25 protein-coding genes are annotated in these 25,540 nt (G+C 68.2%); 9 read left to right on the top strand and 16 right to left on the bottom strand.

Annotated elements, in window-relative coordinates:
• Nucleotides 1-67: 67 nt before the first annotated feature.
• On the bottom strand, nucleotides 68-1,180 hold the full coding sequence (proB, locus tag L632_RS0106290) for a glutamate 5-kinase (RefSeq protein ID WP_028711208.1): 1,113 nt from the start codon (nucleotides 1,178-1,180) through the stop codon (nucleotides 68-70).
• The gene (gene obgE, locus L632_RS0106285; RefSeq protein ID WP_028711209.1) at nucleotides 1,168-2,199 is read right to left on the bottom strand and encodes a GTPase ObgE; all 1,032 of its coding nucleotides are present in this window, start codon (nucleotides 2,197-2,199) and stop codon (nucleotides 1,168-1,170) included. The genes proB and obgE overlap by 13 nt, the downstream gene beginning before the upstream one ends.
• A 143-nt stretch (nucleotides 2,200-2,342) precedes the next feature.
• On the opposite strand from obgE, the gene L632_RS0106280 reads away from it, so the two are divergent.
• The 4 genes from L632_RS0106280 (at nucleotide 2,343) to eno (ending at nucleotide 6,303) form a co-directional block, all read left to right on the top strand.
• Nucleotides 2,343-2,681 carry a multidrug efflux SMR transporter gene (locus L632_RS0106280; protein WP_028711210.1) on the top strand — a complete coding sequence of 113 codons (339 nt, stop codon included), beginning with the start codon at nucleotides 2,343-2,345 and terminating at the stop codon, nucleotides 2,679-2,681.
• 61 nt (nucleotides 2,682-2,742) lie between these two features.
• Nucleotides 2,743-4,158 (top strand): YdiU family protein, encoded by a 1,416-nt coding sequence (locus L632_RS0106275; RefSeq protein ID WP_028711211.1) that lies wholly within the window; start codon nucleotides 2,743-2,745, stop codon nucleotides 4,156-4,158.
• An 18-nt stretch (nucleotides 4,159-4,176) separates the two neighbouring features.
• Nucleotides 4,177-4,959: an endonuclease/exonuclease/phosphatase family protein gene (locus L632_RS0106270; protein ID WP_028711212.1), complete on the top strand. Its 783-nt coding sequence runs from the start codon at nucleotides 4,177-4,179 to the stop codon at nucleotides 4,957-4,959.
• 66 nt (nucleotides 4,960-5,025) lie between these two features.
• Complete coding sequence (gene eno / locus L632_RS0106265; protein ID WP_011750294.1) at nucleotides 5,026-6,303, top strand: phosphopyruvate hydratase; 1,278 nt, start codon at nucleotides 5,026-5,028, stop codon at nucleotides 6,301-6,303.
• A gap of 48 nt (nucleotides 6,304-6,351) precedes the next feature.
• Here the strand turns inward: eno and L632_RS0106260 are convergent, their stop codons facing one another.
• The 3 genes from L632_RS0106260 to cysS are packed head-to-tail and all read right to left on the bottom strand — an operon-like array spanning nucleotide 6,352 to nucleotide 10,213.
• Nucleotides 6,352-7,173 (bottom strand): squalene/phytoene synthase family protein, encoded by an 822-nt coding sequence (locus L632_RS0106260; protein ID WP_028711213.1) that lies wholly within the window; start codon nucleotides 7,171-7,173, stop codon nucleotides 6,352-6,354.
• Nucleotides 7,170-8,792, bottom strand: coding sequence for a citramalate synthase (cimA, locus tag L632_RS0106255; RefSeq protein WP_028711214.1), 1,623 nt, complete (start codon nucleotides 8,790-8,792; stop codon nucleotides 7,170-7,172). Before cimA ends, L632_RS0106260 begins: the two co-directional genes overlap by 4 nt.
• A 32-nt stretch (nucleotides 8,793-8,824) precedes the next feature.
• Nucleotides 8,825-10,213: a cysteine--tRNA ligase gene (gene cysS / locus L632_RS0106250; RefSeq protein WP_028716493.1), complete on the bottom strand. Its 1,389-nt coding sequence runs from the start codon at nucleotides 10,211-10,213 to the stop codon at nucleotides 8,825-8,827.
• A 155-nt stretch (nucleotides 10,214-10,368) separates the two neighbouring features.
• Here cysS and L632_RS0106245 point away from each other — a divergent pair, with 155 nt between their 5' ends.
• Nucleotides 10,369-10,710, top strand: a complete 342-nt coding sequence (locus tag L632_RS0106245) for an MmcQ/YjbR family DNA-binding protein (RefSeq protein WP_028711216.1) — start codon at nucleotides 10,369-10,371, stop codon at nucleotides 10,708-10,710.
• Between the two features lie 88 nt (nucleotides 10,711-10,798).
• Here L632_RS0106245 and L632_RS0106240 read toward each other — a convergent pair whose 3' ends face one another.
• The 7 genes from L632_RS0106240 to rmuC all read right to left on the bottom strand — a co-directional run bounded on the left by L632_RS0106240 (nucleotide 10,799) and on the right by rmuC (nucleotide 16,590).
• Entirely contained in the window at nucleotides 10,799-11,239 is a 441-nt protein-coding gene (locus tag L632_RS0106240; protein ID WP_028711217.1) for a pore-forming ESAT-6 family protein, read from the bottom strand.
• A 97-nt stretch (nucleotides 11,240-11,336) separates the two neighbouring features.
• Nucleotides 11,337-12,434 carry an ABC transporter ATP-binding protein gene (locus tag L632_RS0106235; RefSeq protein WP_198019302.1) on the bottom strand — a complete coding sequence of 366 codons (1,098 nt, stop codon included), beginning with the start codon at nucleotides 12,432-12,434 and terminating at the stop codon, nucleotides 11,337-11,339.
• Between the two features lie 65 nt (nucleotides 12,435-12,499).
• On the bottom strand, nucleotides 12,500-13,306 hold the full coding sequence (locus L632_RS0106230; RefSeq protein WP_028711219.1) for an ABC transporter permease: 807 nt from the start codon (nucleotides 13,304-13,306) through the stop codon (nucleotides 12,500-12,502).
• The gene (locus tag L632_RS0106225) at nucleotides 13,303-14,172 is read right to left on the bottom strand and encodes an ABC transporter permease (RefSeq protein ID WP_028711220.1); all 870 of its coding nucleotides are present in this window, start codon (nucleotides 14,170-14,172) and stop codon (nucleotides 13,303-13,305) included. Before L632_RS0106225 ends, L632_RS0106230 begins: the two co-directional genes overlap by 4 nt.
• A 93-nt stretch (nucleotides 14,173-14,265) precedes the next feature.
• Nucleotides 14,266-14,688 (bottom strand): secondary thiamine-phosphate synthase enzyme YjbQ, encoded by a 423-nt coding sequence (locus L632_RS0106220; RefSeq protein WP_028711221.1) that lies wholly within the window; start codon nucleotides 14,686-14,688, stop codon nucleotides 14,266-14,268.
• 4 nt (nucleotides 14,689-14,692) lie between these two features.
• Nucleotides 14,693-15,133: a hypothetical protein gene (locus tag L632_RS24265; protein WP_036713632.1), complete on the bottom strand. Its 441-nt coding sequence runs from the start codon at nucleotides 15,131-15,133 to the stop codon at nucleotides 14,693-14,695.
• A gap of 17 nt (nucleotides 15,134-15,150) precedes the next feature.
• Nucleotides 15,151-16,590 (bottom strand): DNA recombination protein RmuC, encoded by a 1,440-nt coding sequence (gene rmuC, locus L632_RS0106215; RefSeq protein WP_232215645.1) that lies wholly within the window; start codon nucleotides 16,588-16,590, stop codon nucleotides 15,151-15,153.
• Between the two features lie 166 nt (nucleotides 16,591-16,756).
• Between rmuC and L632_RS0106210 the strand changes: the two genes are divergently transcribed.
• Entirely contained in the window at nucleotides 16,757-17,305 is a 549-nt protein-coding gene (locus L632_RS0106210; protein ID WP_028711223.1) for an NADPH-dependent FMN reductase, read from the top strand.
• A gap of 56 nt (nucleotides 17,306-17,361) precedes the next feature.
• On the opposite strand, the gene rpoD is transcribed toward L632_RS0106210, so the two are convergent.
• The 3 genes from rpoD to L632_RS0106195 form a co-directional block, all read right to left on the bottom strand.
• On the bottom strand, nucleotides 17,362-19,350 hold the full coding sequence (gene rpoD, locus L632_RS0106205; protein ID WP_028711224.1) for an RNA polymerase sigma factor RpoD: 1,989 nt from the start codon (nucleotides 19,348-19,350) through the stop codon (nucleotides 17,362-17,364).
• Between the two features lie 139 nt (nucleotides 19,351-19,489).
• Nucleotides 19,490-21,418, bottom strand: a complete 1,929-nt coding sequence (gene dnaG / locus L632_RS0106200; RefSeq protein WP_028716492.1) for a DNA primase — start codon at nucleotides 21,416-21,418, stop codon at nucleotides 19,490-19,492.
• Nucleotides 21,419-21,434: 16 nt separating this feature from the next.
• Nucleotides 21,435-22,043 carry a TetR/AcrR family transcriptional regulator gene (locus L632_RS0106195; RefSeq protein WP_028711226.1) on the bottom strand — a complete coding sequence of 203 codons (609 nt, stop codon included), beginning with the start codon at nucleotides 22,041-22,043 and terminating at the stop codon, nucleotides 21,435-21,437.
• A gap of 102 nt (nucleotides 22,044-22,145) precedes the next feature.
• Here L632_RS0106195 and L632_RS0106190 point away from each other — a divergent pair, with 102 nt between their 5' ends.
• Both L632_RS0106190 and L632_RS0106185 read left to right on the top strand, forming a co-directional pair.
• Nucleotides 22,146-22,481, top strand: a complete 336-nt coding sequence (locus L632_RS0106190; RefSeq protein ID WP_028711227.1) for a hypothetical protein — start codon at nucleotides 22,146-22,148, stop codon at nucleotides 22,479-22,481.
• 9 nt (nucleotides 22,482-22,490) lie between these two features.
• Complete coding sequence (locus L632_RS0106185) at nucleotides 22,491-23,654, top strand: alpha-hydroxy acid oxidase (protein ID WP_028716491.1); 1,164 nt, start codon at nucleotides 22,491-22,493, stop codon at nucleotides 23,652-23,654.
• Nucleotides 23,655-23,660: 6 nt separating this feature from the next.
• Here the strand turns inward: L632_RS0106185 and L632_RS0106180 are convergent, their stop codons facing one another.
• On the bottom strand, nucleotides 23,661-24,653 hold the full coding sequence (locus L632_RS0106180) for an acyltransferase family protein (RefSeq protein WP_028716490.1): 993 nt from the start codon (nucleotides 24,651-24,653) through the stop codon (nucleotides 23,661-23,663).
• 183 nt (nucleotides 24,654-24,836) lie between these two features.
• On the opposite strand from L632_RS0106180, the gene L632_RS0106175 reads away from it, so the two are divergent.
• Entirely contained in the window at nucleotides 24,837-25,466 is a 630-nt protein-coding gene (locus L632_RS0106175; protein ID WP_028711230.1) for a 50S ribosomal protein L25/general stress protein Ctc, read from the top strand.
• Nucleotides 25,467-25,540: the final 74 nt, after the last annotated feature.

The following is a 25,540-nucleotide window of genomic DNA, read 5'->3' as shown; positions in this document are numbered from 1 at the left end:
AATGCCCTTCACCGTTTCCCAAATACTCCTGCGACCGTGACGCCCAAGCTTGGTGCGAAAACGGGGCTCACACCACCATGTCGTCGCGATGGATCAGCGCGGCGCGGCCGGGATAGCCCAGGATGCCCTCGATCTCGTCGCTGCGGTGGCCGGCGATGGCGCGCGCCTCGGTCGAGGAATAGCGCACGAGGCCGCAGGCCAGACGCGCGCCCTTGCCGTCCTGCACCACCACCGGATCGCCGCGGCCGAAGCGGCCCGAGACGGCGGCCACGCCGGCCGGCAGCAGCGACTTGCCCTGCCCCAGCGCCCGCGCCGCGCCGGCGTCGACGGTGATCTCGCCCTTGGGCTTCATCGCCGCGATCCAGCGCTTGCGCGCCGCCTGCGGGTCGGTATCGGGCAGGAACCAGGTCACGCGCGCGCCATTCGCGACGGCCGAGAGCGGGTTCAGGACCGAGCCCTCGGCGATGGCCATGGCGCAGCCGCCGGCCACCGCCGTGCGCGCCGCCAAGAGCTTGGTCTTCATGCCGCCCTTGCTGACGCCCGAGATCGGGTCGCCGCCCATGGCCTCGATCTCCGGCGTGATCTGTTCGACCACCGGCAGGTGGCGCGCAGAGGGGTCGGTCTTGGGATTGGCGGTGTAGAGCCCGTCCACGTCCGACAGCAGCAAGAGCTGGTCGGCCCCGCAGGTCACCGCGATCTGCGCCGCCAGCCGGTCGTTGTCGCCGAAGCGGATTTCGTCGGTGGCCACGGTGTCGTTCTCGTTCACGATCGGCACCACCCCGAGGCCCAGCAGCGTCTGCATGGTGGCGCGGCTGTTGAGGTAACGGCGGCGGTCGGTGGTGTCGTCCAGCGTCACCAGCAGCTGCGCGGTCTTGACGCCATGCGGGGCCAGCGCCTCCTCATAGGCGCGGGCCAGCTTGATCTGGCCCACCGCCGCCGCTGCCTGCGACTGCTCGACCCGCAGGGGGCCGGCGGACAGGCCCAGCACCTGCCGCCCCAGTGCGATGGCGCCCGAGGAGACCAGCACCACATCCGTGCCCCGCGCCCGCGCCTGGGCCACGTCGTCGCAAAGCGCGCGCAGCCATTCGACGCGCAGCCCCGCGCCGTTCACCAGAAGCGCCGAGCCGATCTTGACCACCAGCCGCTGCGCGCGGCCCAGTTCCGGCGTCACGGCTGCCACGGCTTGTCTTCCCGATCCTCGGCCGGCTTGCGCGAGGGAGCGATCCGCGCCCAGAGCGCGCGCAGGACCTCGGTCACGCCTTCGCGCGAGACGCCGGACATCAGCAGGACCGGGCCGCCGATCTCGGCCTCGAGCGCCGCCTTGCGCTCGGCCAGCGTCTCGGGGTCGAGCGCGTCGATCTTGTTCAGCGCCGTCACCCGCGGCTTTTCCGCCAGCGTCGGGGAATAGGCCGCAAGCTCGGTCAGGATGGTGCGGGCGTCCTGCGCCACGTCCTCGGCGGTGCCGTCGACCAGATGCAGAAGCACGCGCGAACGCTCGACATGGCCCAGGAACTGATCGCCCAGCCCCCTGCCCTCGCTTGCCCCCTCGATCAGGCCGGGGATGTCGGCCATGACGAATTCATGCCCGTCCACGCCGACCACGCCCAGGTTCGGGTGCAGCGTGGTGAAGGGATAGTCGGCGATCTTGGGCCGGGCGTTCGACACCGCCGACAGGAAGGTCGATTTCCCGGCATTCGGCAGCCCCACCAGCCCGGCATCGGCGATCAGCTTCAGCCGCAGCCACAGCGTGCGCTCCACCCCCGGCTGGCCGGGATTGGCGTGGCGCGGCGCCCGGTTGGTCGAGCTTTTGAAATGCAGGTTGCCGAAGCCGCCATTTCCGCCCCTGGCCAGCAGCACGCGCTGTCCGGGCTCGGTCAGGTCGGCGATCACCGTCTCCTGGTCCTCCTCGAGGATCTCGGTGCCGACCGGGACACGCAGCACGATATCGTCCCCGCTGGCGCCGGTGCGCTGCGCGCCCATGCCGTGCCCGCCGGACCTGGCGAAGAAATGCTGCTGGAAGCGGAAGTCGATCAGCGTGTTCAGCCCATCCACCGCCTCGGCCCAGACATCGCCGCCCTTGCCGCCGTCGCCGCCGTCCGGCCCGCCATATTCGATGAATTTCTCGCGGCGGAAGGACACGCAGCCCGCGCCCCCGCCGCCCGAGCGGACATAGACCTTGGCGAGATCGAGAAATTTCACGGGGCGGCATCCTTGCGGCGGAAACGGGGCAGAGGGTGGGATACGCGCTTGGGCCATTCGGTTCAAGGGCGCGCGGCCGGGACGGCGTGACTTTCCCTCGTGCCTCTGGCTAGATGGGCCGGCGACGAACCTGTGGAGACGCCATGCCGGTCCTGACCTATGCCACGCTTTTCACCGCCATCACCCTGGAGGTTGTCGGCACCACCTTCCTGCAACGCAGCGAACAGTTCACCCGGCTGGTGCCCACGCTGCTGATGGGGCTGTGCTATGCGGCATCGTTCTATTTCCTGTCGCTGGCGCTCCGGGCCATGCCGCTGGGCATCGCCTATGCGATCTGGAGCGGGCTGGGGATCGTGCTGGTGTCGCTGATCGGGCTTTTCGTCTTTGGCCAGAGGCTGGATTTCGCGGCGGTGGTCGGGCTGACCATGATCGTCGCGGGTGTCGTCATCGTGAACCTGTTCTCGGGCAGCGTGACGCATTGAACCCGATCCGCCCTTAACATTCCGGCAATCGGGTCTAGATAATGTTCGAATGGAGGGCGCGATGATCCACTTCGACAACAGCTATGCCCGACTGCCGGAAGGTTTCTTCACCCGCACCCGACCGACGCCGGTGCGCGACCCGAAGCTGGTGGCGCTGAACCGGCCGCTGGCCGAGCGTCTCGGCCTTGATGCCGATTGGCTCGCCGGACCCGAAGGGGTGGCGATGCTGGCCGGCAACGACCTGCCCGAAGGGGCCGAGCCCATCGCCCAGGCCTATGCCGGCCACCAGTTCGGCGGCTTCGTGCCGCAGCTGGGCGACGGGCGCGCGGTTCTGCTGGGCGAGGTGGTGGCGCCGGACGGCGCGCGCTTCGACATCCAGCTGAAGGGCGCGGGCCCGACGCCCTTCTCGCGCCGCGGCGACGGGCGGGCCTGGCTGGGCCCGGTGCTGCGCGAATACCTGGTCAGCGAGTTCATGGCGGCCTTCGGCATCCCGACGACGCGGGCATTGGCCGCCGTCACTACCGGCGAGACGGTGATCCGCGAGACGCTGCTGCCCGGCGCGGTGCTGACCCGCGTCGCTTCCAGCCATATCCGCGTCGGCACCTTCGAATTCTACGCCGCCCGCGGCGACCGTGAGCGGCTGCAGCTGCTGGCCGATCACGTCATCGCCCGGCACTATCCCGAGGCATCCGGCGCGGCGGACCTGCTGCAGCGCGTGGTCGAGCGGCAGGCGGCCACCATCGCCGGCTGGATGGCGCTCGGCTTCATCCACGGGGTGATGAACACCGACAACATGTCGATCTCGGGCGAGACCATCGACTACGGCCCCTGCGCCTTCATGGACGGCTACCGGCCCGACAAGGTATTCAGCTCGATCGACGCCCATGGCCGCTATGCCTGGAACGAGCAGCCGAACATCGCGGTCTGGAACCTGGCGCAATTCGCCAGCTGCCTGGTGCCTCTGATGGGCAATGACGACGCGGCGGTGGCCGAGGCGACGCGCATCGTCCACAGCTTCCCGGACCTTTATCAGGCCGAATGGCTGAAACGCTTCGCCGCCAAGCTGGGCATCGCCGCGCCGCGCCCCGAGGATCGCGCGCTGATCGAGCGGCTCTTGACGCTGATGGCGGCCGAGGAGGCGGATTTCACCCGCAGCTTCGCCGGGCTGGCGGATGGCCGCGCGCGCGAGGAATTCGCCGCGCCCCAGCAGTTCGACGCCTGGGCCGAGGGCTGGCAGGCGCGCATCCGCGACCTGCCGGACGCCGCAGCGGTCATGGCCCGCGCCAATCCGCGCCGCATCCCGCGCAACCACCGCATCGAGGAAGCCATCGCCGCCGGACGCGAGGGCGATTACGCGCCCTTCCACGCGCTCGACGCGGCGCTGCGCGCGCCCTTCGAGGACCGGCCGGAATGGGAGCCCTATGCGCTGGCCCCGGCGCCCGAGGAGATCGTCCGCCGCACCTTCTGCGGCACCTGAGCAGCAGCGAAAGGCCCCATGCCGAAAAGCCCCGACCAACTGAGACTGGCCAGCTACAACCTGCACAAGTGCCGCGGCATGACCGGCCCGCACGCACCCGAACGCAACCTTGCCGTCATCGCCGAACTGGGCGCCGACGTGATCGCCCTGCAAGAGGTGGATTTCCGCTTCGGCGCCCGGCCCGAGGCGCTGCCGCGCAAGCTGATCGAAAAGACCACCGGCATGGTGCCCGCCCCGTTCATCGGCACCGGCGAGAATTCGCTGGGCTGGCACGGGCAGACCATCCTGTTGCGCCCGGAACTGCGCGACAAGGCGGCGATCCGCCGCCTGCCGCTGCCGGGGATCGAACCGCGCGGCGCGCTGGTGCTGCGCCTGCCGGGGCTGACGGTGGTGGCGGTGCATCTGGGGCTGATCCGCTCGTCGCGCCGCGCGCAGCTGTCGCGCATCATCGCCCAGGCCCGGCGTATCGGCCACGACCGGATGGCGCTGACCGGCGATTTCAACGAATGGCACGATTCGCGCGGGCTCGAGGCGCTGGAGGCGCTGCGCGTCGTCACCCCGGGCCCCAGCTGGCCCGCGCCCTTCCCGCGCCTGCGCTATGACCGCTTCGCCGTCTCGCGCAGCATCGAGGTGCTGGATTGCGGCGTCCTCGACAACGAGACCGCGCGGCAGGCCTCTGACCATCTGCCGGTCTGGGCCGACCTGGCGGTCAACGCGCATGAGGAGGTGCCCTGCGGCTATCACCCGGCGCGCATCACCTCGCGCATTCCCGGCCAGGATGGGATTGCCGGGACAGAATGACGCTTTCCCGTCCCGGCCCCGTCGGCTAAACAGCCGCCAACACCTGTCAGGAAGAGGGACGCAGACATGACGGCCATCATCGACATATTCGCGCGCGAGATACTGGACAGCCGGGGCAACCCGACGGTCGAGGTCGATGTGACGCTGGAAGACGGCACCATGGGCCGCGCCGCGGTGCCTTCGGGCGCCTCGACCGGCGCGCATGAGGCGGTGGAAAAGCGCGACGGCGACAAGGCGCGCTATCTGGGCAAGGGCGTGCTGGAGGCCGTCGCCGCCGTCAACGGCGAGATCGCCGAGAACCTGATCGGCGAGGATGCGACCGAGCAGGTCGCCATCGACCGCATGATGATCGAACTGGACGGCACCCCGAACAAGGGCCGGCTGGGCGCCAACGCCATCCTCGGCGTGTCGCTGGCGGTGGCCAAGGCCGCGGCCGAGGCCTGCTCGCAGCCGCTCTACCGCTATGTCGGCGGCGCGGGCGCCCGCGTGCTGCCGGTGCCGATGATGAACATCATCAACGGCGGCGAACATGCCGACAACCCGATCGACATCCAGGAATTCATGATCATGCCGGTGGCGGCGGAGAACATCCGCGAGGCCGTGCGCATGGGCTCGGAAGTGTTCCATACGCTTAAGAAGGAGCTGTCCTCGGCGGGCCTCGCCACCGGCGTCGGCGACGAGGGCGGCTTCGCGCCGAACCTCTCCAGCACCCGCGACGCGCTGGACTTCATCCTCAAAGCCATCGAGAAGGCCGGCTACCAGCCCGGCGACGACATCATGCTGGCGCTGGACTGCGCCTCGACCGAATATTTCAAGGGCGGCAAATACGAGATGGCCGGCGAAGGCAAGTCGCTGAGCCCGGCCGAGAACGTCGCCTACCTTGAGGCGCTCTGCAACGACTACCCGATCCTGTCGATCGAGGACGGCTGCGCCGAGGACGACTGGGACGGCTGGAAGCTCTTGACCGACACGCTGGGCGGCCGGGTGCAGCTGGTCGGCGACGACCTCTTCGTGACCAACCCGGCGCGGCTGGCCGAAGGCATCGCCAAGGGCTGCGGCAACTCGCTGCTGGTCAAGGTCAACCAGATCGGCACCCTGACCGAGACGCTGGACGCGGTGCGCATGGCCGACCGCGCGCGCTATACCTCGGTGATGTCGCACCGCTCGGGCGAGACCGAGGACGCCACCATCGCCGACCTGGCGGTGGCGACGAATTGCGGCCAGATCAAGACCGGCTCGCTTGCGCGCTCGGACCGGCTGGCGAAATACAACCAGCTGATCCGCATCGAGGAAATGCTCGGCGCCACCGCCGAATATGCCGGGAAATCCATCCTGCGCGGCTGAGCCCCGCGACACCCGAATGACGAAGGGCGGCCCCGCTGGCCGCCCTTTTCATATCCACCAGCGATGCGTCAGCGCAAAAGCGCCAAGCGCAAGCCGGCGGCGGAATTCCGAAGGCCCGGCGCCGGCCAGCGCCTCGATCCCCCGCGGCGCCGCCTGCAGCACCGCCCGGGTCCCCGCGCCAGCAAACAGCACCGGTGCCAGCCGGCGCGGCACATGGCGGCGCTGCGCCTTCGCCTCGGCGAGTTTCGCGCGGGCCTGGCCGGCAATCTGCCCCAACACCTCGGCCGAGGGATCCCAAAGCCCCAGCCCCAGCCCCTGCAAGGCCGGCAGCGCGGCCAGCCAATGCGCCAGCCCCACCCCTTCGGCCTGGGCGGCGACCACCCTTGCCGCGGGCCCTGCATTTCTTTCTTGCCCAAATATCCCGCGGGGGTCCGGGGGCGCGAAGCCCCCGGCGCCACCCCGGCCCAGGGCCTCGGCCGCGAATTGCGCCAGCGGCACCGCCGTATCCCGCACATAACCGGCGACGGCATCCGGCCCGACCAGCGGCTCGCGCGCCGCATCCCGGCGGCGGGCTTCGGCCAGCACGGCGAAGGCGGCAGCGCGCGGCCCCCAGGCTTCGGCCAGCGGCGTCAGCAATTCATGCGCTTGCGGCTTGCCGGCGCCGATCTCCTCCAGCCGCTCGATCCACCATTGCAGCCGCATCTCGGCGATCAGCGGCTCGGCCGAGGCGAGCGGCGCCCGCGCCAGTTCCAGGTTCAGCGCATAAAGCGACATGAGCTTCGGGCGCGCCTCGGCCGGCACCAGCAGGCAGATGCCGAAACGGTCGGGATCGTGGTCGCGCAATGCCTGGGCGCAGTCGTCAAGGCTCATGCCGACGCCACCCTGTCGCGGATCAGCTTCCAGCGGATCGCATCGACCAGCGCCTCGAAACTGGCATCGACGATGTTGGGCGACACGCCGACGGTGGACCAGCGGTTGCCATGGCCGTCGGCGCTGTCGATGATGACCCGCGTCGTCGCCTCGACCCCTTCGCCGGTGATGCGGACGCGGAAATCCACCAGATGCATGTCGTCGATGGCGGCCTGGTAGGGGCCCAGATCCTTGGCCAGCGCCCGCCACAGCGCGTTGACCGGGCCGCGGTCATGCCCCTCGGCATCCATGCTCTCGCTGACCGAGAGCATGCGCTCGCCGCCGATCTGCACCACCACTACCGCCTCGGAAACCGAGATGCGCTTCCCCAGCGCGTTCCGGCGCCGCTCGACGGTGACGCGGTAGCGCTCGACCGAGAAGTAATGCTGCATCCGGCCCAGCTCGGCCAGGGCCAGCAGCTCGAAACTGGCCTGCGCGCCGTCATAGGCATAGCCGGCATCCTCGCGCGCCTTGACCAGATCGAGGATGCGCGCCAGCGCCGGATCGTCGCGGCCGACCTCGATCCCCGCCTCGGCCAGACGGGCGCGCAGGTTCGACTGCCCGGCCTGGTTCGACATCGGGATGATGCGCTCGTTGCCCACGGTAGCCGGATCGACATGCTCGTAGGTCGCGGGATTCTTCAGGATGGCGCTGGCATGCAGCCCGGCCTTGTGGGCGAAGGCCGAGCTGCCGACATAGGGCGCGCCGCGGCTGGGCGCGCGGTTCAGGATCTCATCCAGCCGGCGCGAGATGCGGGTCAGGCCAGCCAGCCCCTCGGCCGAAATCCCGGTTTCCAGCGCCGAGCGATAGGGCTCCTTCAGCAGCAGGGTCGGGATGATGCTGGTCAGGCTGGCATTGCCGCAGCGCTCGCCCAACCCGTTCAGCGTGCCCTGGATCTGGCGCGCGCCGGCATCGACGGCGGCCAGGGTGCAGGCCACGGCATTGCCGGTATCGTCATGGCAATGGATGCCCAGCCGCTCGCCCGGGATGCCGCCGGCGATCACCGCACGGGTCACTTGCCCCACCCGCTCGGGCAGGTTGCCGCCATTGGTGTCGCACAGCACGATCCAGCGCGCGCCCGCCTCCCGCGCCGCATGCAGGCAGGCCAGCGCATAATCCGCGTCCTCGTCGTAGCCGTCAAAGAAGTGCTCGGCATCGAACAACGCCTCGCGCCCTTGCGCCACCAGATGCGCGACCGAGGCGCGGATGTTTTCGAGGTTCTCCTCCAGCGAGATCCCCAGCGCCTCGCGGACATGGAAGGGATGGGTCTTGCCGACCAGGCAGACCGCACGGGTGCCGGCGTTCAAGACCGCTGCCAGCACGTCGTCGTTCTCGGCCGAACGTCCCGCCCGCTTGGTCATGCCGAAAGCGGTCATGGTGGCGCGGGTCGTGGGCGCCTGGGCGAAGAAATCGCTGTCGGTCGGGTTGGCGCCGGGCCAGCCGCCCTCGATGTAATCCACGCCCAACCGGTCCAGCATCTGCGCGATCTCGGCCTTTTCGGCGGCGGAAAACTGCACGCCCTGGGTCTGCTGCCCGTCGCGCAGCGTGGTGTCGTAAAGGTAAAGGCGCTGGCGCGTCATCGGGGCGGCCCCTTCGGCTGGCTGGTATGCGGTTATTCGGGCAGTCTGGCGGCGTCGAAATCCGGGCCGGGCAGAAGCTCGACCCCGGCCGGCCCCATGCGGACCTCGACCCCGGCGGAAAGCAGGCGCTGCTTGAGCGCATCGACGGCCGAGAAATCCTTGCTGGCCTTGGCCTCGGCCCGCAAGGCCGTCATGCGCTCGGCCCAGGGCGACAGGTTGGGGCCCTCGGCGATCCATCCGCCCAGATCCTCGGTCAGCAGCCCCAACATCCGGGCGCCGGCAAGCAGCGCGGGCGCGTCGCCCTGCCCCGCCAGCTCGTGCAGCGCCGCGATCGCCCCCGCGGTATTGAGGTCGTCGGCAAGCGCGGAGAGGACGGCGGGGGCCGGGCTTGGCGCGGGGTCGATCCCCGCGACAAGCCCGCGCCACTTGCGCAGCACCGCCTCGGCTTCGCGCGCCTTCTCGGCCGTCCAGTCCATCGGCTTGCGGTAATGCGTGGACAGCAGCACGAAGCGGATCACCTCGCCCAGGATGCCCTGATCCAGCAAATCGCGGACGGTGAAGAAATTGCCCAGGGACTTGGACATCTTCTTGCCCTCGACCTGCAGCATCTCGTTATGCAGCCAGACGCGGGCGAAATCCCCGTGCGGATGGGCGCAGCAGCTTTGCGCGATCTCGTTCTCGTGATGGGGGAATTGCAGGTCGATGCCGCCGGCATGGATGTCGAAGCTTTCGCCCAGCAGCTCGTAGGACATGGCCGAGCATTCGATATGCCAGCCCGGGCGGCCCCGGCCCCAGGGGCTGTCCCAGCCCGGCAGTTCGTCGTCCGAGGGCTTCCACAGCACGAAATCCATCGGGTCTTCCTTGAAGGGCGCGACCTCGACCCGGGCGCCGGCGATCATGTCGTCGACCGAACGCCCCGAGAGCTGGCCGTAATCGGCAAAGCTGCGCACCCGGAACAGCACATGGCCGTCGCGCGCATAGGCATGGCCGCCGGCGATCAAGGTCTCGATCATGGCGATCATCTGGGCGATGTAATCGGTGGCGCGGGGCTCGTGATCCGGACGCTCCGCCCCCAGCGCATCCATGTCGGCATGATACCAGCCGATGGTTTCCTGCGTGCGCTCGCGGATCAGCGCCTCCAGCGTGCCGGGGGCGCCGGCCTCCTTGCGGGCCAGGGCAGCGGCGTTGATCTTGTCGTCGACGTCGGTGAAGTTGCGCACATAGGTGACATGATCCGCGCCGTAGGCATGGCGCAGCAGCCGCACCAGCACGTCGATCACCACCACCGGCCGGGCATTGCCCAGATGCGCCCGGTCATAGACCGTCGGCCCGCAGAGATAGAGCCGCACGTTTTGCGGGTCGATGGGCCGGAACGTCTCTTTCCGCCGCGTCCTGGTATTCGTCAGCCTGATCTCGACCATGACTTCCCCTTTGCGGGCGTCAACTGGTCACCGTGAACCGCCCGCCTGAAATTTCAGCCGGTAATGATGCAGCGGATGGTGGCGGTTCCTGCCTTCATGCGCCTGCCATAACGCATTGTCTTGCCTATGCCAAGAGAGGCTGCAAAACTCGGGCCATGAGCCGCGAACTGGTCAACGAGATCTGCGCCGCGCAGCCCGGGTCCGAATGGTCGGATCCCTGGGGCGGCGGCCATGATTGCTGGAAGATCGGCGGCAAGACCTTCGCGGTGACCGGCACCGTCGGCACCCATGTCTCGGTCAAGACCGACAGCGTCGAGATGGCCGAATTCCTGATCGAGACCGGCGTGGCCGAGCGCGCGGCCTATCTGCATCGCAGCTGGGTCGCCCTGCCGCTCGATTCGGCCCCGGACGAGCTGGCGCACCGCATCCGCCATTCCTACCGGCTGGTGCGCGGCAAGCTGCCGAAGAAGGTCCAGGCCGCGCTGCCGCCCTTGTGACGAAAACGGCCGGCTCCCTTTCCCGCAAGGGCAAGGGAACCGGCCAGAGGCAAGGGCCGAGCGACTGGCCCCCGCCGAAAGCCAGGCGTCAGGCCGGAACCTGCGAGGCCAGCTGCTGCAGCAGCGCCTCCATCTGCTGGCACAGCGCCTCTTCGGTGGTGTTCTGCTCGGCCGCGGCATCGGCCAGCGTGCGCTCGACGCCCATGGCCGCGACGGTGCCTTCCTTGCCCTTGGCTTCGGCCGCATCGCCCCGGGCCGCGTCGCCCGCCGGGATCATCGCCAGAAGCTTGGTCTGGATCTCGACCGCCTTGCCGTCGATATGGCCCTTCTCCTGGCAATAGCCCAGGACGCCCAGCTGGTTGCGCGCGCTTTCATAGGCGGCGCCATCGTCCTGCGCGGGCACGGCGGCCGGCGCCTCGGTCGTCGCCGGGGCGGCGGGATCGGCCGGGGCAGGCGCTTCTTGCGCCAGGGCGACGCCTGCGGTCAGGCCAAGGGCCAGGGCGGGCAGAATTGCGAAACGTGCGATCATCTCGATCTCCGTCTGTTGCGTGTGCCGGGACTGTGGCACGCCCCAGCCGGAGCCGCAAACCGGGTCGGCGGAATGCCGCGGCCGCCTTCCCGCCGGATCAGCGGAAAAGCACCAGCGAGCCCGGAGACCAGCTCACATTCGCGCGGGTGCCGACATCCTGCACCTCGCGGCCGAAGACGTTGCGCATGGCGATGCGCACCGGGCGGGCCTGGCCGTCGAACGAGCCCGAGCCGTCCAGCCGCACGTCGTAATAGGTCATGTCGCCGTAATAGACGACCTCGTCGATCACCCCTTCGGCCACCCGGTTCGTGCCCTGCGCGCCGGACGCCACCAGCGAGACCGCCTCGGGCCGGAAGCCGATCGAGGGGCCGTCGTCGCCCGGATCGGCGCGGCTGACATTGGCCATGGGAATATCGACGCGGCCCAGGCCGGGCGCCTCGATCTGCACGGCCTCGCCGGTCTCGCCCAGCACCCGCGCCGGCAGGAAGTTCATCACGCCGATGAAATTCGCCACCCGGCGGCTGGTGGGGCGGGCATAAAGCGCCTCGGGCCCGTCGAGCTGGGCGATCTGGCCCTCGAACATCACCGCGATGCGGTCGGACATGACCAGCGCCTCTTCCTGGTCATGGGTGACCAGGACGAAGGTGATGCCGACCTGGCGCTGCAGCTTGATCAGCTCGACCTGCATCTGCTCGCGCATCTTGCGGTCCAGCGCCGAAAGCGGCTCATCGAGCAGCAGCACCTTGGGCTTCAGGATCAGCGCCCGGGCCAGCGCCACCCGCTGGCGCTGCCCACCGGACAGCGCATGGCTGGCGCGGGCGCCATAGCCTTTCAGGCCCACCATCTCCAGCGCCTGTTCGACCGCCGCCGCCTTCTCGGCGCGCGGGCGCGGATCGCGGCGTAGCCCGAAGCCGACATTCTCGGCCACGGTCAGATGCGGGAAGATGGCATAGGACTGGAACACCATGTTCGTCGGCCGCCGGTTCGCCGGCACGTCCTGCATGTCCTGCCCGTCGATCAACACCACGCCCGAGGAGATATCCTCGAACCCGGCGATGGTGCGCAGAAGAGTGGTCTTGCCGCAGCCCGAGGGGCCCAGCAGCGAAAAGAACTCGCCCGCCCGGATGGTCAGGTCGATGCCGCGCAGGGCGTGATAATCCCCGTAATGCTTCTGCACCTCGCGGATCTCGATCATCGGCTTCGCGCCGGCCATGGCGGCGCGATGGGCGGCGGTGGTTTTCGGGCCCGGGTTTTGGGTCGTCACAGGAAACCTCCGGTATCCTTGGCGCCGGTTTTCGCGATGCCGCGGCGGCGGAAATATTCGGCGACGGTCAGAAGCAGGATCGACATGACCACCAGCACCGTCCCCAGCGCCATGATCATCGGGATCTGCTTGGGAAAGCGCAGCTGGCTGAAGATATAGGTGGGCAGCGTCGGCTCGTTCCCGGCCAGGAAGAAGGCGATGATGAATTCGTCCAGGCTGATGGTGAAGCTCATCAGCAGCGACGAGATGATGCCCGGCATGACCAGCGGCAGGATCACCAGCCGGAAGGCGCTGATCCGCGTCTCGCCCAGGTCATAGGCCGCCTCCTCCAGCGACCGGTCGAGCGAGTTGAAGGCGGTGGACAGGATCACCATCGCATAGGGCATGCAGATCAGCGTATGGCCGATGATCACCGTCAGGATGCTGAGCTTGACCCCCAGCGACAAGAGCACCACCAGAAGCGAGATCGAGACGATGATCTCGGGCAGCACCAGGGGCAGCATGATCAGCCCCATGATCGGCCCCTTGCCCGGAAACTCGAACCGGGTCGAGGCGCGCGCGGCGAAGATGCCAAGGCAGGTCGCCAGGATCGAGGCGCTGACGGCGATGGTCAGCGAATTGGTCAGCGCCCGGCGCAGCGAGGCGTTGCCCCACATCTGCGCGAACCATTCCGTGGTGAAGCCCCGCAGCGGAAAGGCGATGATCGTGCCGGAATTGAAAGCAAAGATCGGCAGAAGCAGGATCGGCGCGTAAAGGAACAGCAGATAGATCAGCGCATAGGCGCGCAGCCCCCCGCCCTTCATTGCCGCACCTTCAGGAAGCGGCGGTTCAGGGCGATGAAGACCAGGCTGATGACCGCCACGATCAGCATGGCGGTCACCGCCAGCGCCGAGCCCATCGGCCGGTTGTCGAGGTCGAGCATCTGCGCCTGGATCATATTGGCGATCATCGGGATCTTGCCGCCGCCGATCAGCGCCGGGGTGACATAATCGCCGATGGTCGGGATGAAGACGATCAGCGCCGCCGCCACCACGCCGGGCATGGCCAGCGGCAGGGTGACGCGCCAGAAGGTCATGGCCCGGCTTTCGCCCAGGTCGCGCCCGGCCTCCAGAAGCGAGCGGTCGATCTTTTCCAGCGCGATGAAGATCGGCAGGATGGCGAAGGGCGCATAGGCATGGGCCAGCGTGATGACCATCGAATTCACGTTGTAGAGGATGAAGGTCAGCGGCTGCTCGATGATGCCCAGCGTCTTGAGGCCAGAATTGATGACGCCGTTATAGCCCAGGATCACCTTCCACAGGAAAACCCGGATCAGGTAGCTGGTCCAGAACGGGATGGTGATCAGAAACAGCCACATGGCCTTTTTCTGCGGCGCGACGGCGAAGGACAGGAAATAGGCCACCGGAAAGGCCAGCACCACCGTCGCCAGCGTGACCAGCGCCGCCACCACCAGCGAGCGCAGCATGATGCGGTGAAAGATCGGATCGGCCCAGACGGCGCGGTAGTTCTCCAGCGTGAATTCGCGGATCACCGTCAGATAGCCGTCCTTGAAGAAGGAATAGGCCAGGATGGTCAGCAAGGGCGCCGCCAGCACCAGCACGGCATAGGCCAGCGGCGGCGCGATCAGAGTCAGGCCCTGAGCCGTCTGAGATCGGTTTCCTGACGCCATGCCCCGCCCTGTGAATCCCTGTCGCTTGGGGTGGCAGGTTTCCATATCCGCGCCGCGAGGAAAAGGGTTTTCCTGCGGCGCGGCGAGCCGGCCTCAGGCCGCCTGGAAATGCGCCGCCACCTCGCGGCGATGCGGGCGTGCCCGATGCTCGACCAGATAGATGCCCTGCCAGCTGCCCAGTTCCATCCGGCCATGCGCGACCGGGATCTGCAGGCTGACCGGCAGGATCGCCGCCTTGAGATGCGCCGGCATGTCGTCCGGCCCCTCGGCCCGATGCGTCAGGTAATGCATCGCGGGATGATCGGCCGGAGGCGCGATGCGGTCGAGCCAGGCCAGAAGATCGCGCTGCACATCCGGGTCGGCGTTTTCCTGCACCAGCAGCGAGCAGGAGGTATGGCGCACGAACAGCGTCACCACCCCGTCCACCGCGCCGATGCCGCGCAGCCAGCCGGTGACCTCGGCAGTGAAGTCGTGGCAGGCCGGGCCGCGGGTCTGGATGGCGAAGACATGCTGCATTCTATTACAGGTTCGGAATTGGTGAGGTCTTCAGCAGAAAAACCGTAGCCTCCACCATCCTAGAAAAGCTGTCGAAGGTTTCACCCACCACCAAAGCCCATGCGATGACCACCGCCACCAGCGGCGGCGTTATGATCCAGCCACGCCAGTTTCGCCATGAGCACCAGCGCGGCGGCAATGATGCCGACACCGCCATCAGCCAGCCAGTGCCAATCGCAGAAAAGATCAGCAATCCGCCAAATACGAACAGCCGTATGTAAAACGCCCCTTGCCCCGAACCGGGCGGAGATCCCGAAAAGCCGTTGAGGGCAAAGCCGCACATGACAAACGGGGCAATGATCGCCGGCCACCAACTCTGCAAGCTGCAACCGAACCTTTCCAGCAAGCCGCCGTCTCTATATGCACGCTCGTCTTTCCGCCACGGTGCCCAGTCCGCAGTTTGCATTCTTTTGTCCTTTCTATTCATTCCGCCGCCTCGCCGGGCGCTTCCAGCAGCGCGGCGCCGTCATGGTCCAGGCCGATGCGCTTCTGCGTGCGCGCGCCCAGTTCGCGCAGCATCTCGGCCTGGCGGATCACATTGCCCGGGCCGCGCGTCAGCCGGTCCATGGCGGTGGCATGGCTTTTCTGCGCCCGCTCCAGCGCGGTGCCGACATCCTCGACGGCCGAGACGAAGCCGTGCAGCTTGTCGTAAAGCTGGCCGGCGCGGGCGGCGATCTGCATGGCGTTCGATTCGCGCCGCTCGACCGTCCAGATGTGGTCGACGGTGCGCAGCGTCAGCATCAGCGTGGTCGGCGTCGCCAGCCCCACCCGGTTCTCCATCGCATGCCGCGCCAGGTCGGGATCGACGCGCAGCGCCTCGGAAAACGCGCCTTCGACGGGAATGAACATCAGCACGTAATCGACCGAGCCCTCGTCGATCGCCTGATAGCCCTTGGCCGCCAGCCCGGCGACATGGGCGCGGACCGAGGCGACATGCCGGCGCAGCGCGGCGTCGCGGGTCGGCATGTCCTCGGCATTCACCGCCTCTTCATAGGCGTTCAGCGAGACCTTGCTGTCGATCACCAGAAGCTTCTTCTGCGGCATCTTCACGATCACGTCGGGCCGCCACAGCTTGCCGTCGGCGTCGCGATGGCTCGACTGCGTGTCGTAATGCGTGCCGGCGATCAGGCCGGAATCCTCCAGGATGCGTTCCAGGATCATCTCGCCCCAGGCGCCGCGCTTCTGGCTGTCGCCCTTCAGCGCCCGGGTCAGCGCCACCGCCTCGCGCGAGATGTCCTCGGACCGCTTGTGCAGGTATTCGATCTGCTCGCGCAGCCGGGCGCGCTCCTCGTCGGTGGCCTTGTTGCGGGCCTGCAGCTCGGTCTGGAAGCGGTGCACCTGATCGCGGAACGGGGTCAGCAGCGCCGAAAGCTGCTCGCCATGCGCCTTCTGCATCTCGCTGCCCTGGGATTTCAGCGTCTCGTTGGCCAGCAGGCGGAACTGTCCGGTCATCTCCTCGCGCAGCTCGCGCAGGGTGGCGATGTCGCGCTCGGCCGCCTCGCGGTCCTTCTGTGCTGCGAGCCGGGTCTCGGCCAGCTCGCGTTCGAGGCGCGAGACCTGCTGGCGTTCGCGATGCAGCGCATCGGTCAGCCCGTCGCGCTCCTCGATCAGCTCCTGCAAACGCAGCGCCTGCGATTCCGCCCGCGTCTCCAGCCGGCCGACGGCAAGCCGCTGGCCGTGCAGCTCGGCCGCCTCGGCCTCAAGACGCGCCTGCAATTCGGCCTCGCGCCCCCGGGCGAGCGTGGCGGCCGCTTCTGCCGAACGCCGCGTTCGCCACAGCGCAACAAGGCAGCAGGCCAAGGCCGCCAGCGCCGCGATCAGCAACAATCGCAGATTGCCCGCATCCGCCAACCATGCCTGCATGTTTTCCGCCTCGCCCATCGGCCCTTGCGCCTTTCCGGTCCGCGGTCATGCGCCGCTTGGCCGTCACTGTTCACCTTTTCCCCCCAGAATGCAAGCGCGCCGCCCTCTTTCCTTGCCCGGATCGCGCCCCTAGCCTGCGCCGGAAAACCGCAAGAGGAGAACCGGCATGGTCAAGACCGTCGCCGTCATGGTGGGCTCGCTCCGCAAGGAATCGCTCAACCACAGGCTGATGAAGGCATTGCAGAAACTGGCGGAGGGTCGGTTGCAGTTCCACCTGCTGCATATCGGCGATCTGCCGCATTACGACGAGGATCTCTGGGCCGAGCCGCCCGAATCGGTGCTGCGGCTCAAGGACCGTGTCGAGCATTCCGACGCGGTGCTGGCGATCACGCCGGAATACAACCGCAGCTATCCCGGCGTGATCAAGAACGCCATCGATTGGGGCACCCGGCCCTATGGCCAGAACTCGTGGAAGGGCAAGCCCGCGGCCGTGACTGGCACCTCGCCCGGGGTGATCGGCGCGGCGCTGGCGCAGGCGCGGCTGAAGAACGACCTGCTCCATGTCGGCACGGTGATGATGAGCATGCCCGAGGCCTATATCCAGTGGAACGCCGATGCCTACGGCGCCGATGGCAGCGTCACCGACGAAAAGACCGCAAAATTCCTGCAAGGCTTCGTCGATTCCTTCGCGGACTGGATCGAGAAGCACGGCTGAGCCCGACATGAAAAGTCCGCGCCCCGAGGGCGCGGCCTTTTCCCTGATCCCGGCGATTACTGGTCCAGGAACGACCGCAGCTTGCGCGACCGGCTGGGATGCTTGAGCTTGCGCAGCGCCTTGGCCTCGATCTGGCGGATACGTTCGCGCGTGACGCTGAACTGCTGGCCGACTTCTTCCAGCGTGTGGTCGGTGTTCATGCCGATGCCGAAGCGCATGCGCAGCACCCGCTCCTCGCGCGGCGTCAGCGATGCCAGCACCCGCGTGGTGGTCTCCTTCAGGTTCTCCTGAATGGCGCTGTCCAGCGGCAAGACGGCGTTCTTGTCCTCGATGAAATCGCCGAGTTGGCTGTCCTCCTCGTCCCCGATGGGGGTTTCGAGCGAGATCGGCTCCTTGGCGATCTTCATCACCTTGCGGACCTTTTCCAGCGGCATCTGCAGCTTTTCGGCCAGTTCCTCGGGCGTGGGTTCGCGACCGATCTCGTGCAGCATCTGGCGGCCGGTGCGCACCAGCTTGTTGATCGTCTCGATCATGTGCACCGGGATGCGGATGGTGCGGGCCTGGTCGGCGATGCTGCGCGTGATCGCCTGGCGGATCCACCAGGTGGCATAGGTCGAGAACTTGTAGCCGCGGCGATACTCGAACTTGTCCACGGCCTTCATCAGGCCGATATTGCCTTCCTGAATAAGATCAAGGAATTGCAGGCCCCTGTTCGTGTATTTCTTGGCGATCGAGATCACCAGCCGCAGGTTCGCCTCGACCATTTCCTTCTTGGCCTGGCGCGATTCCTTCTCGCCGCGCTGGACCTGGCTGACGATGCGGCGGAATTCCTCGATATCGACGCCGACATGCTGGCCGACCATGGCCATCTCGGCGCGCAGGTTTTCCACCTGGCTGCGGGACTTTTCGAACAGCGCCTGCCAGCCGCGGCCCTTGTGCTCCATCATCCGGTCGACCCAGGTCGGGTCGAGCTCGCTGCCGCGATAGGCGTCGATGAATTCGCGGCGGTTGATGCGGGCGGCATCGGCCAGCTTCACCATGTTGGAATCGATGGTGACGATGCGGCGGTTGATGCCGTAGATCTGATCGACCAGCGCCTCGATGCGGTTGTTGTGCAGGTGCAGCTCGTTCACCAGCGCCACAATGCGCGAGCGCAGTTCCTGATAGGCGTTCTCCTGCGCGGCCGAGAAGGTGCCGTCCTCGTTCAGCGTGGCGGACATGCGGTTGTCCTGCATATGCGCCAGCTCTTCGTAGCCCCGGGCGATCGCCTCCAGCGTCTCCAGCACCTTGGGCTTCAGCGAGGCTTCCATCGCGGCCAGCGACAGGTTCTGGCCGTCGTCGTCATCCTCGTCATCCTCGCCCCGGCCCATCGGATTGCCGTCGGCGTCCAGTTCTTCCTCTTCGCGGGGCGCGCCGCCGGAATTGGCGGCCGGGCGGGTGTCGGTCGGCAGCACCTCCTCTTCCTCGCCCTCCTCGTCCATCGAGCGGCCGAAGGTGGTTTCGAGGTCGATCACGTCGCGCAGCAGGATGTCCTCGTCCAGAAGCTCCTGGCGCCACATGGTGATGGCCTTGAAGGTCAGCGGGCTTTCGCAAAGCCCGGCGATCATGGTGTTGCGGCCGGCCTCGATGCGCTTGGCGATGGCGATCTCGCCCTCGCGCGACAGAAGCTCGACCGAACCCATCTCGCGCAGATACATGCGCACCGGGTCGTCGGTGCGGTCCAGCTTCTCGGTCTCGGCGGTGGCGACGGCGATCTCGCGCGAGCCCGAGCCGGTGGTGGCCAGCTCGCCGCCCTGCTCGGCCTCCTCGGCCTCCTCGTCGGTCTCGACCACGCGGATGTCCATTTCGGACAGCATGGACATCACGTCCTCGATCTGGTCCGAGCTGACCTGTTCGGGCGGCAGGACGGCATTGAGCTGGTCGTAGGTGATGAAGCCGCGCTCACGCCCTTCGGCGATCATGCGCTTGACCGCAGCCTGCGACATGTCCAGCGAATGATCGTCGTCCTTGGTGTCGGGCTTCTGGTCGTCGTCGTTGGCTGCCATGCTGGCTCCCTTGAAGCGGTGATTCGCGAATCAGCGAATCGGGATCGGCTATCGGCCGGTTCTATCCGAATCGCGGGGGGATTCAAAGCCCGCGGCCCGGCCCCGGCCAAGGTGATTCGGCGCCGGCGATTCGCGCCTGTCAGCGGCGCGGCTTGCGCCAGATCTCGTTCTTCAGGGCCGCGTCCAGGATGGCCCTGTAGCTGTCGCTGTCCTCGCCCAGATCCGACAGATCGGCCAGCGACGGGTGATCGGCCTGCTGCCGGGCGCGGGCGGATTGCGCCATGCGCCAGGTCAGCCCCTCATCCGCCAGCCCCTCGATCTCGGCCTCGGCGCGGGCGATTTCCTCGCGCGCGGCACGGCGGGCCTCGATCCGGTCAAGGGCGTTGGCCAGGATGCCCGCCGCGGCATCGCCGTCATGCGGACGCAGGATGGCCGGAGCCGCCCTCACATGGGGGTCGGCCATGATGCTTTCAAGGGCGCGCTGCCCCGCCTGCGACTGGGTGCCGGAAAGCAGGTCGTGGATCAGCGCCGCCCGGTCGGCATCCTGCGGCTCCAGCCGTTCCAGCCGCGATTCGACCGGGGCGATCAGGCCGGGATGGGTGGCGCAGATCGCCAGCACCATGGCCTCGATCAGCCGTTCCGCCTCGTGCTCGCCGGCTTCGGGCGAGGACAGGCGCGAGGCGCGCGTCGGCGCCGCCGGCGCGACGGGCTGGAAGCGCGGATTGCGCGCCTGCCCCTGCCAGCCCTCGCGCGGCGGGCGCGCCGGGGCGGCATCGCGGCGGCGGTTGCCGAAGAGCTGCCATTTCAGGTTGCGCAGCACCGCATGGTAATGGTCGCGGGTGTCCTTGTCGGGGATCTTCGCCACCGCCTCGCCAAGCGCCTTGTCCAGCGCCGCGCGGCGTTCGGGGCTGTCGAAGACCCGGCCCTCGGTCTCGCGCCGCCAGAGCAGGTCGACCAGCGGCCGCGCCTCGTCCAGCACCGCCGCCATGGCGCCGGCGCCGCGGGCGCGGATCAGGTCGTCGGGGTCCAGCCCCTGCGGCAGGAAGGCAAAGCGCAGCGCCTGCCCCGGCCCGGTCATCGGCAGCGCCAGGTCGATCAGCCGCATCGCCGCGCGCAGCCCCGCCTCGTCGCCATCGAGCGCGATCACAGGCTCGGGCGAGATGCGCCACATCAGCCGCAGCTGGTCCTCGGTGATGGCGGTGCCCAGCGGCGCCACCGCCCCCTCGAACCCGGCGCGGACCAGGGCGATCACGTCCATGTAGCCCTCGGCCACCACCAGCGGCCTGCCCTTGGCCACCGCCGCCCGTGCCGGGCCGATATTGTAGAGGTTGCGGCCCTTGTCGAAGAGCGGCGTCTCGGGAGAGTTCAGGTATTTCGCCCGCGCGTTCGGGTCCATCGCCCGGCCGCCGAAGGCGATGCAGCGCCCGCGCCCGTCGCGGATCGGGAAGGTGATGCGGCCGCGGAAGCGGTCGAAGGGCGCGCCGCCGTCGTCGGGCTTGGCCGCCAGCCCGGCCTCGACGATCAGCTGCTCGGCGATGCCCTTGGCGCGCAGGGCGTTGAACAGGCCCTGGCGCTGGTCCGGGGCAAAGCCGATGCCGAAGCGTTCGCAGGCAGCCTCGTCCAGGCCGCGGCGGGCCAGATAGGCGCGCGCCGCTTCCGCCACGCCCATGCCCAGCTGCAGGCGGAACCAGCGCACCGCCTGTTCCATCACCTCGACCAGTTCCGTGCGGCGGTCGGCGCGCTGCACCTGGCGCGGGTCGCGCTCGGGCATCTGCAGGCCGGCCTCGGAGGCGAGCAACTCGACCGCCTCCAGGAAGCCCATGCCCTCGGCCTCGCGCAGGAAGGTCAGCGCGTCGCCTTTCGCGTGGCAGCCGAAGCAGTAATAAAAGCCCTTCTGGTCGTCGACATGGAAGGAGGCGGTCTTTTCGCCGTGGAAGGGACAGGGCGCCCACCAGTCGCCCTTGGCCTGATTCGAGCGCCGCAGGTCCCAGACCACCTTGCGGCCGATCACGCGCGACAAGGGCACGCGGGCGCGGATTTCGTCGAGGAACTGGGGCGGCAGGCTCATGCCGTCTTATATCGGATCAGGACCGCCGGTTGAAAAGGGGATTCGCACCGACGGCCCCGCGCACCAGGTCCCAATAGACCGCGACCACCCGCTCCTGGTCCAGCCGCCCGCCCTCGCGATACCAGTTGGTGACGCCTGTCAGCATGGCGATCAGCGCCATGGTGGCCAGCCGCGTGTCGGGCACCGCCATCGCGCCCTCGGCCTCGCCGGCGATCAGGATCGCCTCCAGCGCGTCCTCGTAGCGGCGGCGCAGGGCGGCGATCCCGGCGCGGTTCTCGGGCGTCAGGTTGCGCAGCTCCATATAGGACAGGAACACCGCCTCGGGACGCTCCAGGCTGGTCTGGATGTGAAAGCGCAGGAAGGTTTCCAGCCGGTCCAGCGCCGGCCGCGCGGGATCGTCGCGCCAGGCGGCCAGCAGCTCCTCCATATGCACCCGCAGCAGGTCGGCCAGCAGCGCCTGCTTGTCGGGCGTGTAGGCGTAAAGCGCGCCGACCTGCACCCCCACCTCGGCCGCGATCTGCCGCATCGAGACCGCCGCATAGCCGTGGCGCGCGAACAGCTTGCGCGCCGTGTCGCGGATCAGCGGTCCGGTGATCTCTGCCCTTGAGCCCTGGGTCCTTGCCATGCCGCCTTCTAGGCGGCGACCCGCGGCAAGGTAAAGACCGCATCTTGCCCCCGCCGCCGCCCTGGGCCTATGGTCCGGCGCATGGAAAGGCGGAGGAACGGCATGGGGCGGATCTGGGGCGTGCTGGCGCTGGCGATGCTGGCCGGCTGCGGCGATGCCGGCGGCGACTATCCCGCGCTGATGCCGACCGACCGGCTGCTGGCCGAGCCCGCCCTGCCCGGCCATGCCGCAGACGCCGCCCAGGACCCGACGGCGGTCGGCGGCGCGCTGGACGCGCGCGGGCGGGCGCTGGCGGGCCGCTCTGCCGCGGGGCCGGTGGCCAACGACGCCGAGTTGCGGCGCCGCGCCGAGGCGCTGCGCGCCCGCGCCACGGCGCTGTCGCAACAATCCCTGTCCGGCGACTGCCCCGAGGGCGACGCCGGTTGCGCGCCGGATTAAGGAGAGCCCATGCCGGTCATCACCTGCATCGACGACCTCAAGGCCATCTATCGCCGGCGCGTGCCGCGCATGTTCTACGACTATGCCGAAAGCGGCAGCTATACCGAGAGCACCTTCCGCGAGAACTGCACGGATTTCCAGCGCATCAAGCTGCGCCAGCGCGTCGCGGTGGACATGACGGGGCGCAGCACCGAAAGCACGATGATCGGGGAACGGGTCGCCATGCCGGTGGCCCTGGCCCCGGTCGGCATGACCGGCATGCAATGCGCCGATGGCGAGATCAAGGCGGCGCGCGCCGCGAAGGCCTTTGGCGTGCCCTTCACGCTGTCCACCATGTCGATCTGCTCGATCGAGGACGTGGCCGAGGCGGTGCAGGCGCCGTTCTGGTTCCAGCTCTACGTCATGCGCGACCAGGAATTCCTTGAGGCGATCATCGAGCGGGCCCGGCGCGCCCATTGCTCGGCGCTGGTGCTGACGCTGGACCTGCAGATCCTCGGCCAGCGCCACAAGGACCTGAAGAACGGCCTGTCGGCGCCCCCCCGGCTGACCCTGCCGGTGCTGCTGGACCTGGCGACGAAATGGCGCTGGGGCATCGAGATGCTGCGCACGAAGCGCCGCTTCTTCGGCAATATCGTCGGCCATGCCAAGGGCGTGGGCGATCCCTCGTCGCTGATCGCCTGGACGGCCGAGCAGTTCGACCCGCAGCTCGACTGGGGCAAGGTCGCCCGCATCCGCGACCTCTGGGGCGGCAAGCTGATCCTCAAGGGCATCAACGATCCCGAGGACGCCCGCATGGCCGCCGATTTCGGCGCCGATGCGATCATCGTCAGCAACCATGGCGGCCGGCAGCTGGACGGCGCGGTCAGCTCGATCCGCATGCTGCCCGAGATCGTCAAGGCGGTGGGCGACCGGGTCGAGATCCATCTCGACAGCGGCATCCGCTCGGGCCAGGACGTGCTGAAGGCGCTGGCGATGGGGGCGCATGCCACCCATATCGGCCGCGCCTTCGTCTACGGGCTGGGCGCCATGGGCGAGGCGGGCGTGACCGCGGCACTCGAGGTGATCCGCAAGGAGCTGGACATCACCATGGCGCTGTGCGGCGAGCGGGACGTGAAGGCCCTCGGCCGCCACAACCTGCTGGTGCCGCCGGATTTCCTGCAGCCCTGGGCCTGAACCCGTTCAGCGCCGGGCGGGATGATGCCCCTGCCTTTGCCGCTTGTCCTTGCCGAAGCCGGGGATCGGCAGCCGGCCCAGCAGCAGCGCCGCGAGGGTCGGCAGCCCGACGCCGAACAGCATGAGCCCGACCAGGTCCCGCACCCCCAGAGCATTGGCCAGGAACAGCGCCATCACATGCATGAAATAGATCATGGCCGAGATCGGATCCAGCCGGATCGGCGGCGGCGGCATGGCGGTGCCCAGCGTCGCCATGAACAGCGCCGGCGCCGCGACATAGGCGCTGACGGGGATGTCCAGCATCACCTGATCGCTGCGCCAGGCCTGGACCAGCCAGGCCTCGATCATCAGCAGCCCGGCCCCGCCAAGGGTGCAGGCCAGCACCAGCCAGCGCGGCGGCAGCCCCTCCATCCCCAGCCGGGCCACGCGGCGGCCGCAGAGATAGCCGATCGCCACGAAGGGGAAGCACATGAACAGCCCGTTCGAGAATTTCTTCACGCCGATCTGCATGACCCCGGACAGGGCGACATATTGCAGCACCAGCCCGATCACGGCGCAGACCGCCACCGCCGCCAGCAGGATGCGGTATTCATAGGCCGGCGCCAGCTTGCGGGCAAAGCCGCGCAGAAGCAGGATCACCGCCCCCGCGACCAGGATGCCGGCCATGAACCACAGGTGGAAATAGCCCCAGGCCAAGGTCTTGACCAGCGAGCCGAGCCCATGCACCTGATCCAGCCAGAAGGGCAGATAGACCGCCATCCAGAACAGGTAGAGCGCCGCGACGCGCCACAGCCACTTGACGCCCTTGCCGCGCGCCACCGCCGAATAGAGGAAATAGCCCGCCACGATGCAGAAGGTCGGCACCATGACCCGCATCAGCCCGTTGCCGATCATGAACAGCCGCGGCGTCATGTTGGTCTGCAACCAGTAGGTATGCGCAAAGGCGACCAGGACCGCCAATCCCAGCTTGAGATAGTCCAGCGAATGAATACGGTGCAACGCGAAAACCCCGACCCCCACTGGCGCAAGCTTTGCAACCAGCGAGGACTATCTGACAAGCATTTTTCCCGCGGCATGCAACTGTTTTTTCGCTTCACATCCGAATGACGTCGCGCTATAGGCGCGGCTTCGGCCATGCACCCTTGGAGGATGGCCGCGAACGCTTAGCAAAGGAATACCATCATGGCCAAAGAGATCCCGGATCTGGTGGCCGAGGCACGCGCGGGGACAGGCAAGGGGGCCGCCCGCCAAGCTCGCCGCGAAGGCAAGGTGCCCGGCATCGTTTATGGCGACGGCAAGGAGCCGCAGCCGATCCAAATCGAGTTCAACTCGCTGCTGACCAAACTGCGCGCCGGCCGCTTCATGTCCACGCTGTGGAACCTGAAGGTCGAGGGCCAGGACGACGTGCGCGTCGTCTGCCGCGGCGTCCAGCGCGACGTGGTCAAGGACCTGCCGACGCATATCGACTTCATGCGCCTGCACCGCAACACCCGCGTGAACCTGTTCATCCACGTGAACTTTGAAAATCACGACGCCGCCCCCGGCCTCAAGCGCGGCGGCACGCTGGTCGTGGTGCGCCCCGAGGTCGAGCTGGTCGTGACCGCCTCGGACATCCCCGAGCAGATCACCGTGGACCTGACCGGCAAGCAGATCGGCGACACCATCCACATCAACGACGTGGTGCTGCCGGCCGGCGTGAAGCCGACCATCGACCGCAACTTCGTCATCGCCAACATCGCCGCGCCCTCGGGCCTGCGCTCGGCCGATAACGAGGAAGCCGCAGCCGCCGAAGACGAGGCCACCGAGGCCTGATCGCCGGCTTCAGCTGCGAATCACATCGGGCGGCACCCCTGCGGGCGCCGCCCTTTCTCTTGCCGCCGGGCCCG

Source organism: Paracoccus sp. J39 (assembly GCF_000518925.1).
Classification (GTDB): Bacteria; Pseudomonadota; Alphaproteobacteria; order Rhodobacterales; family Rhodobacteraceae; genus Paracoccus.
This window is presented reverse-complemented; position numbering and strand designations above follow the sequence as displayed.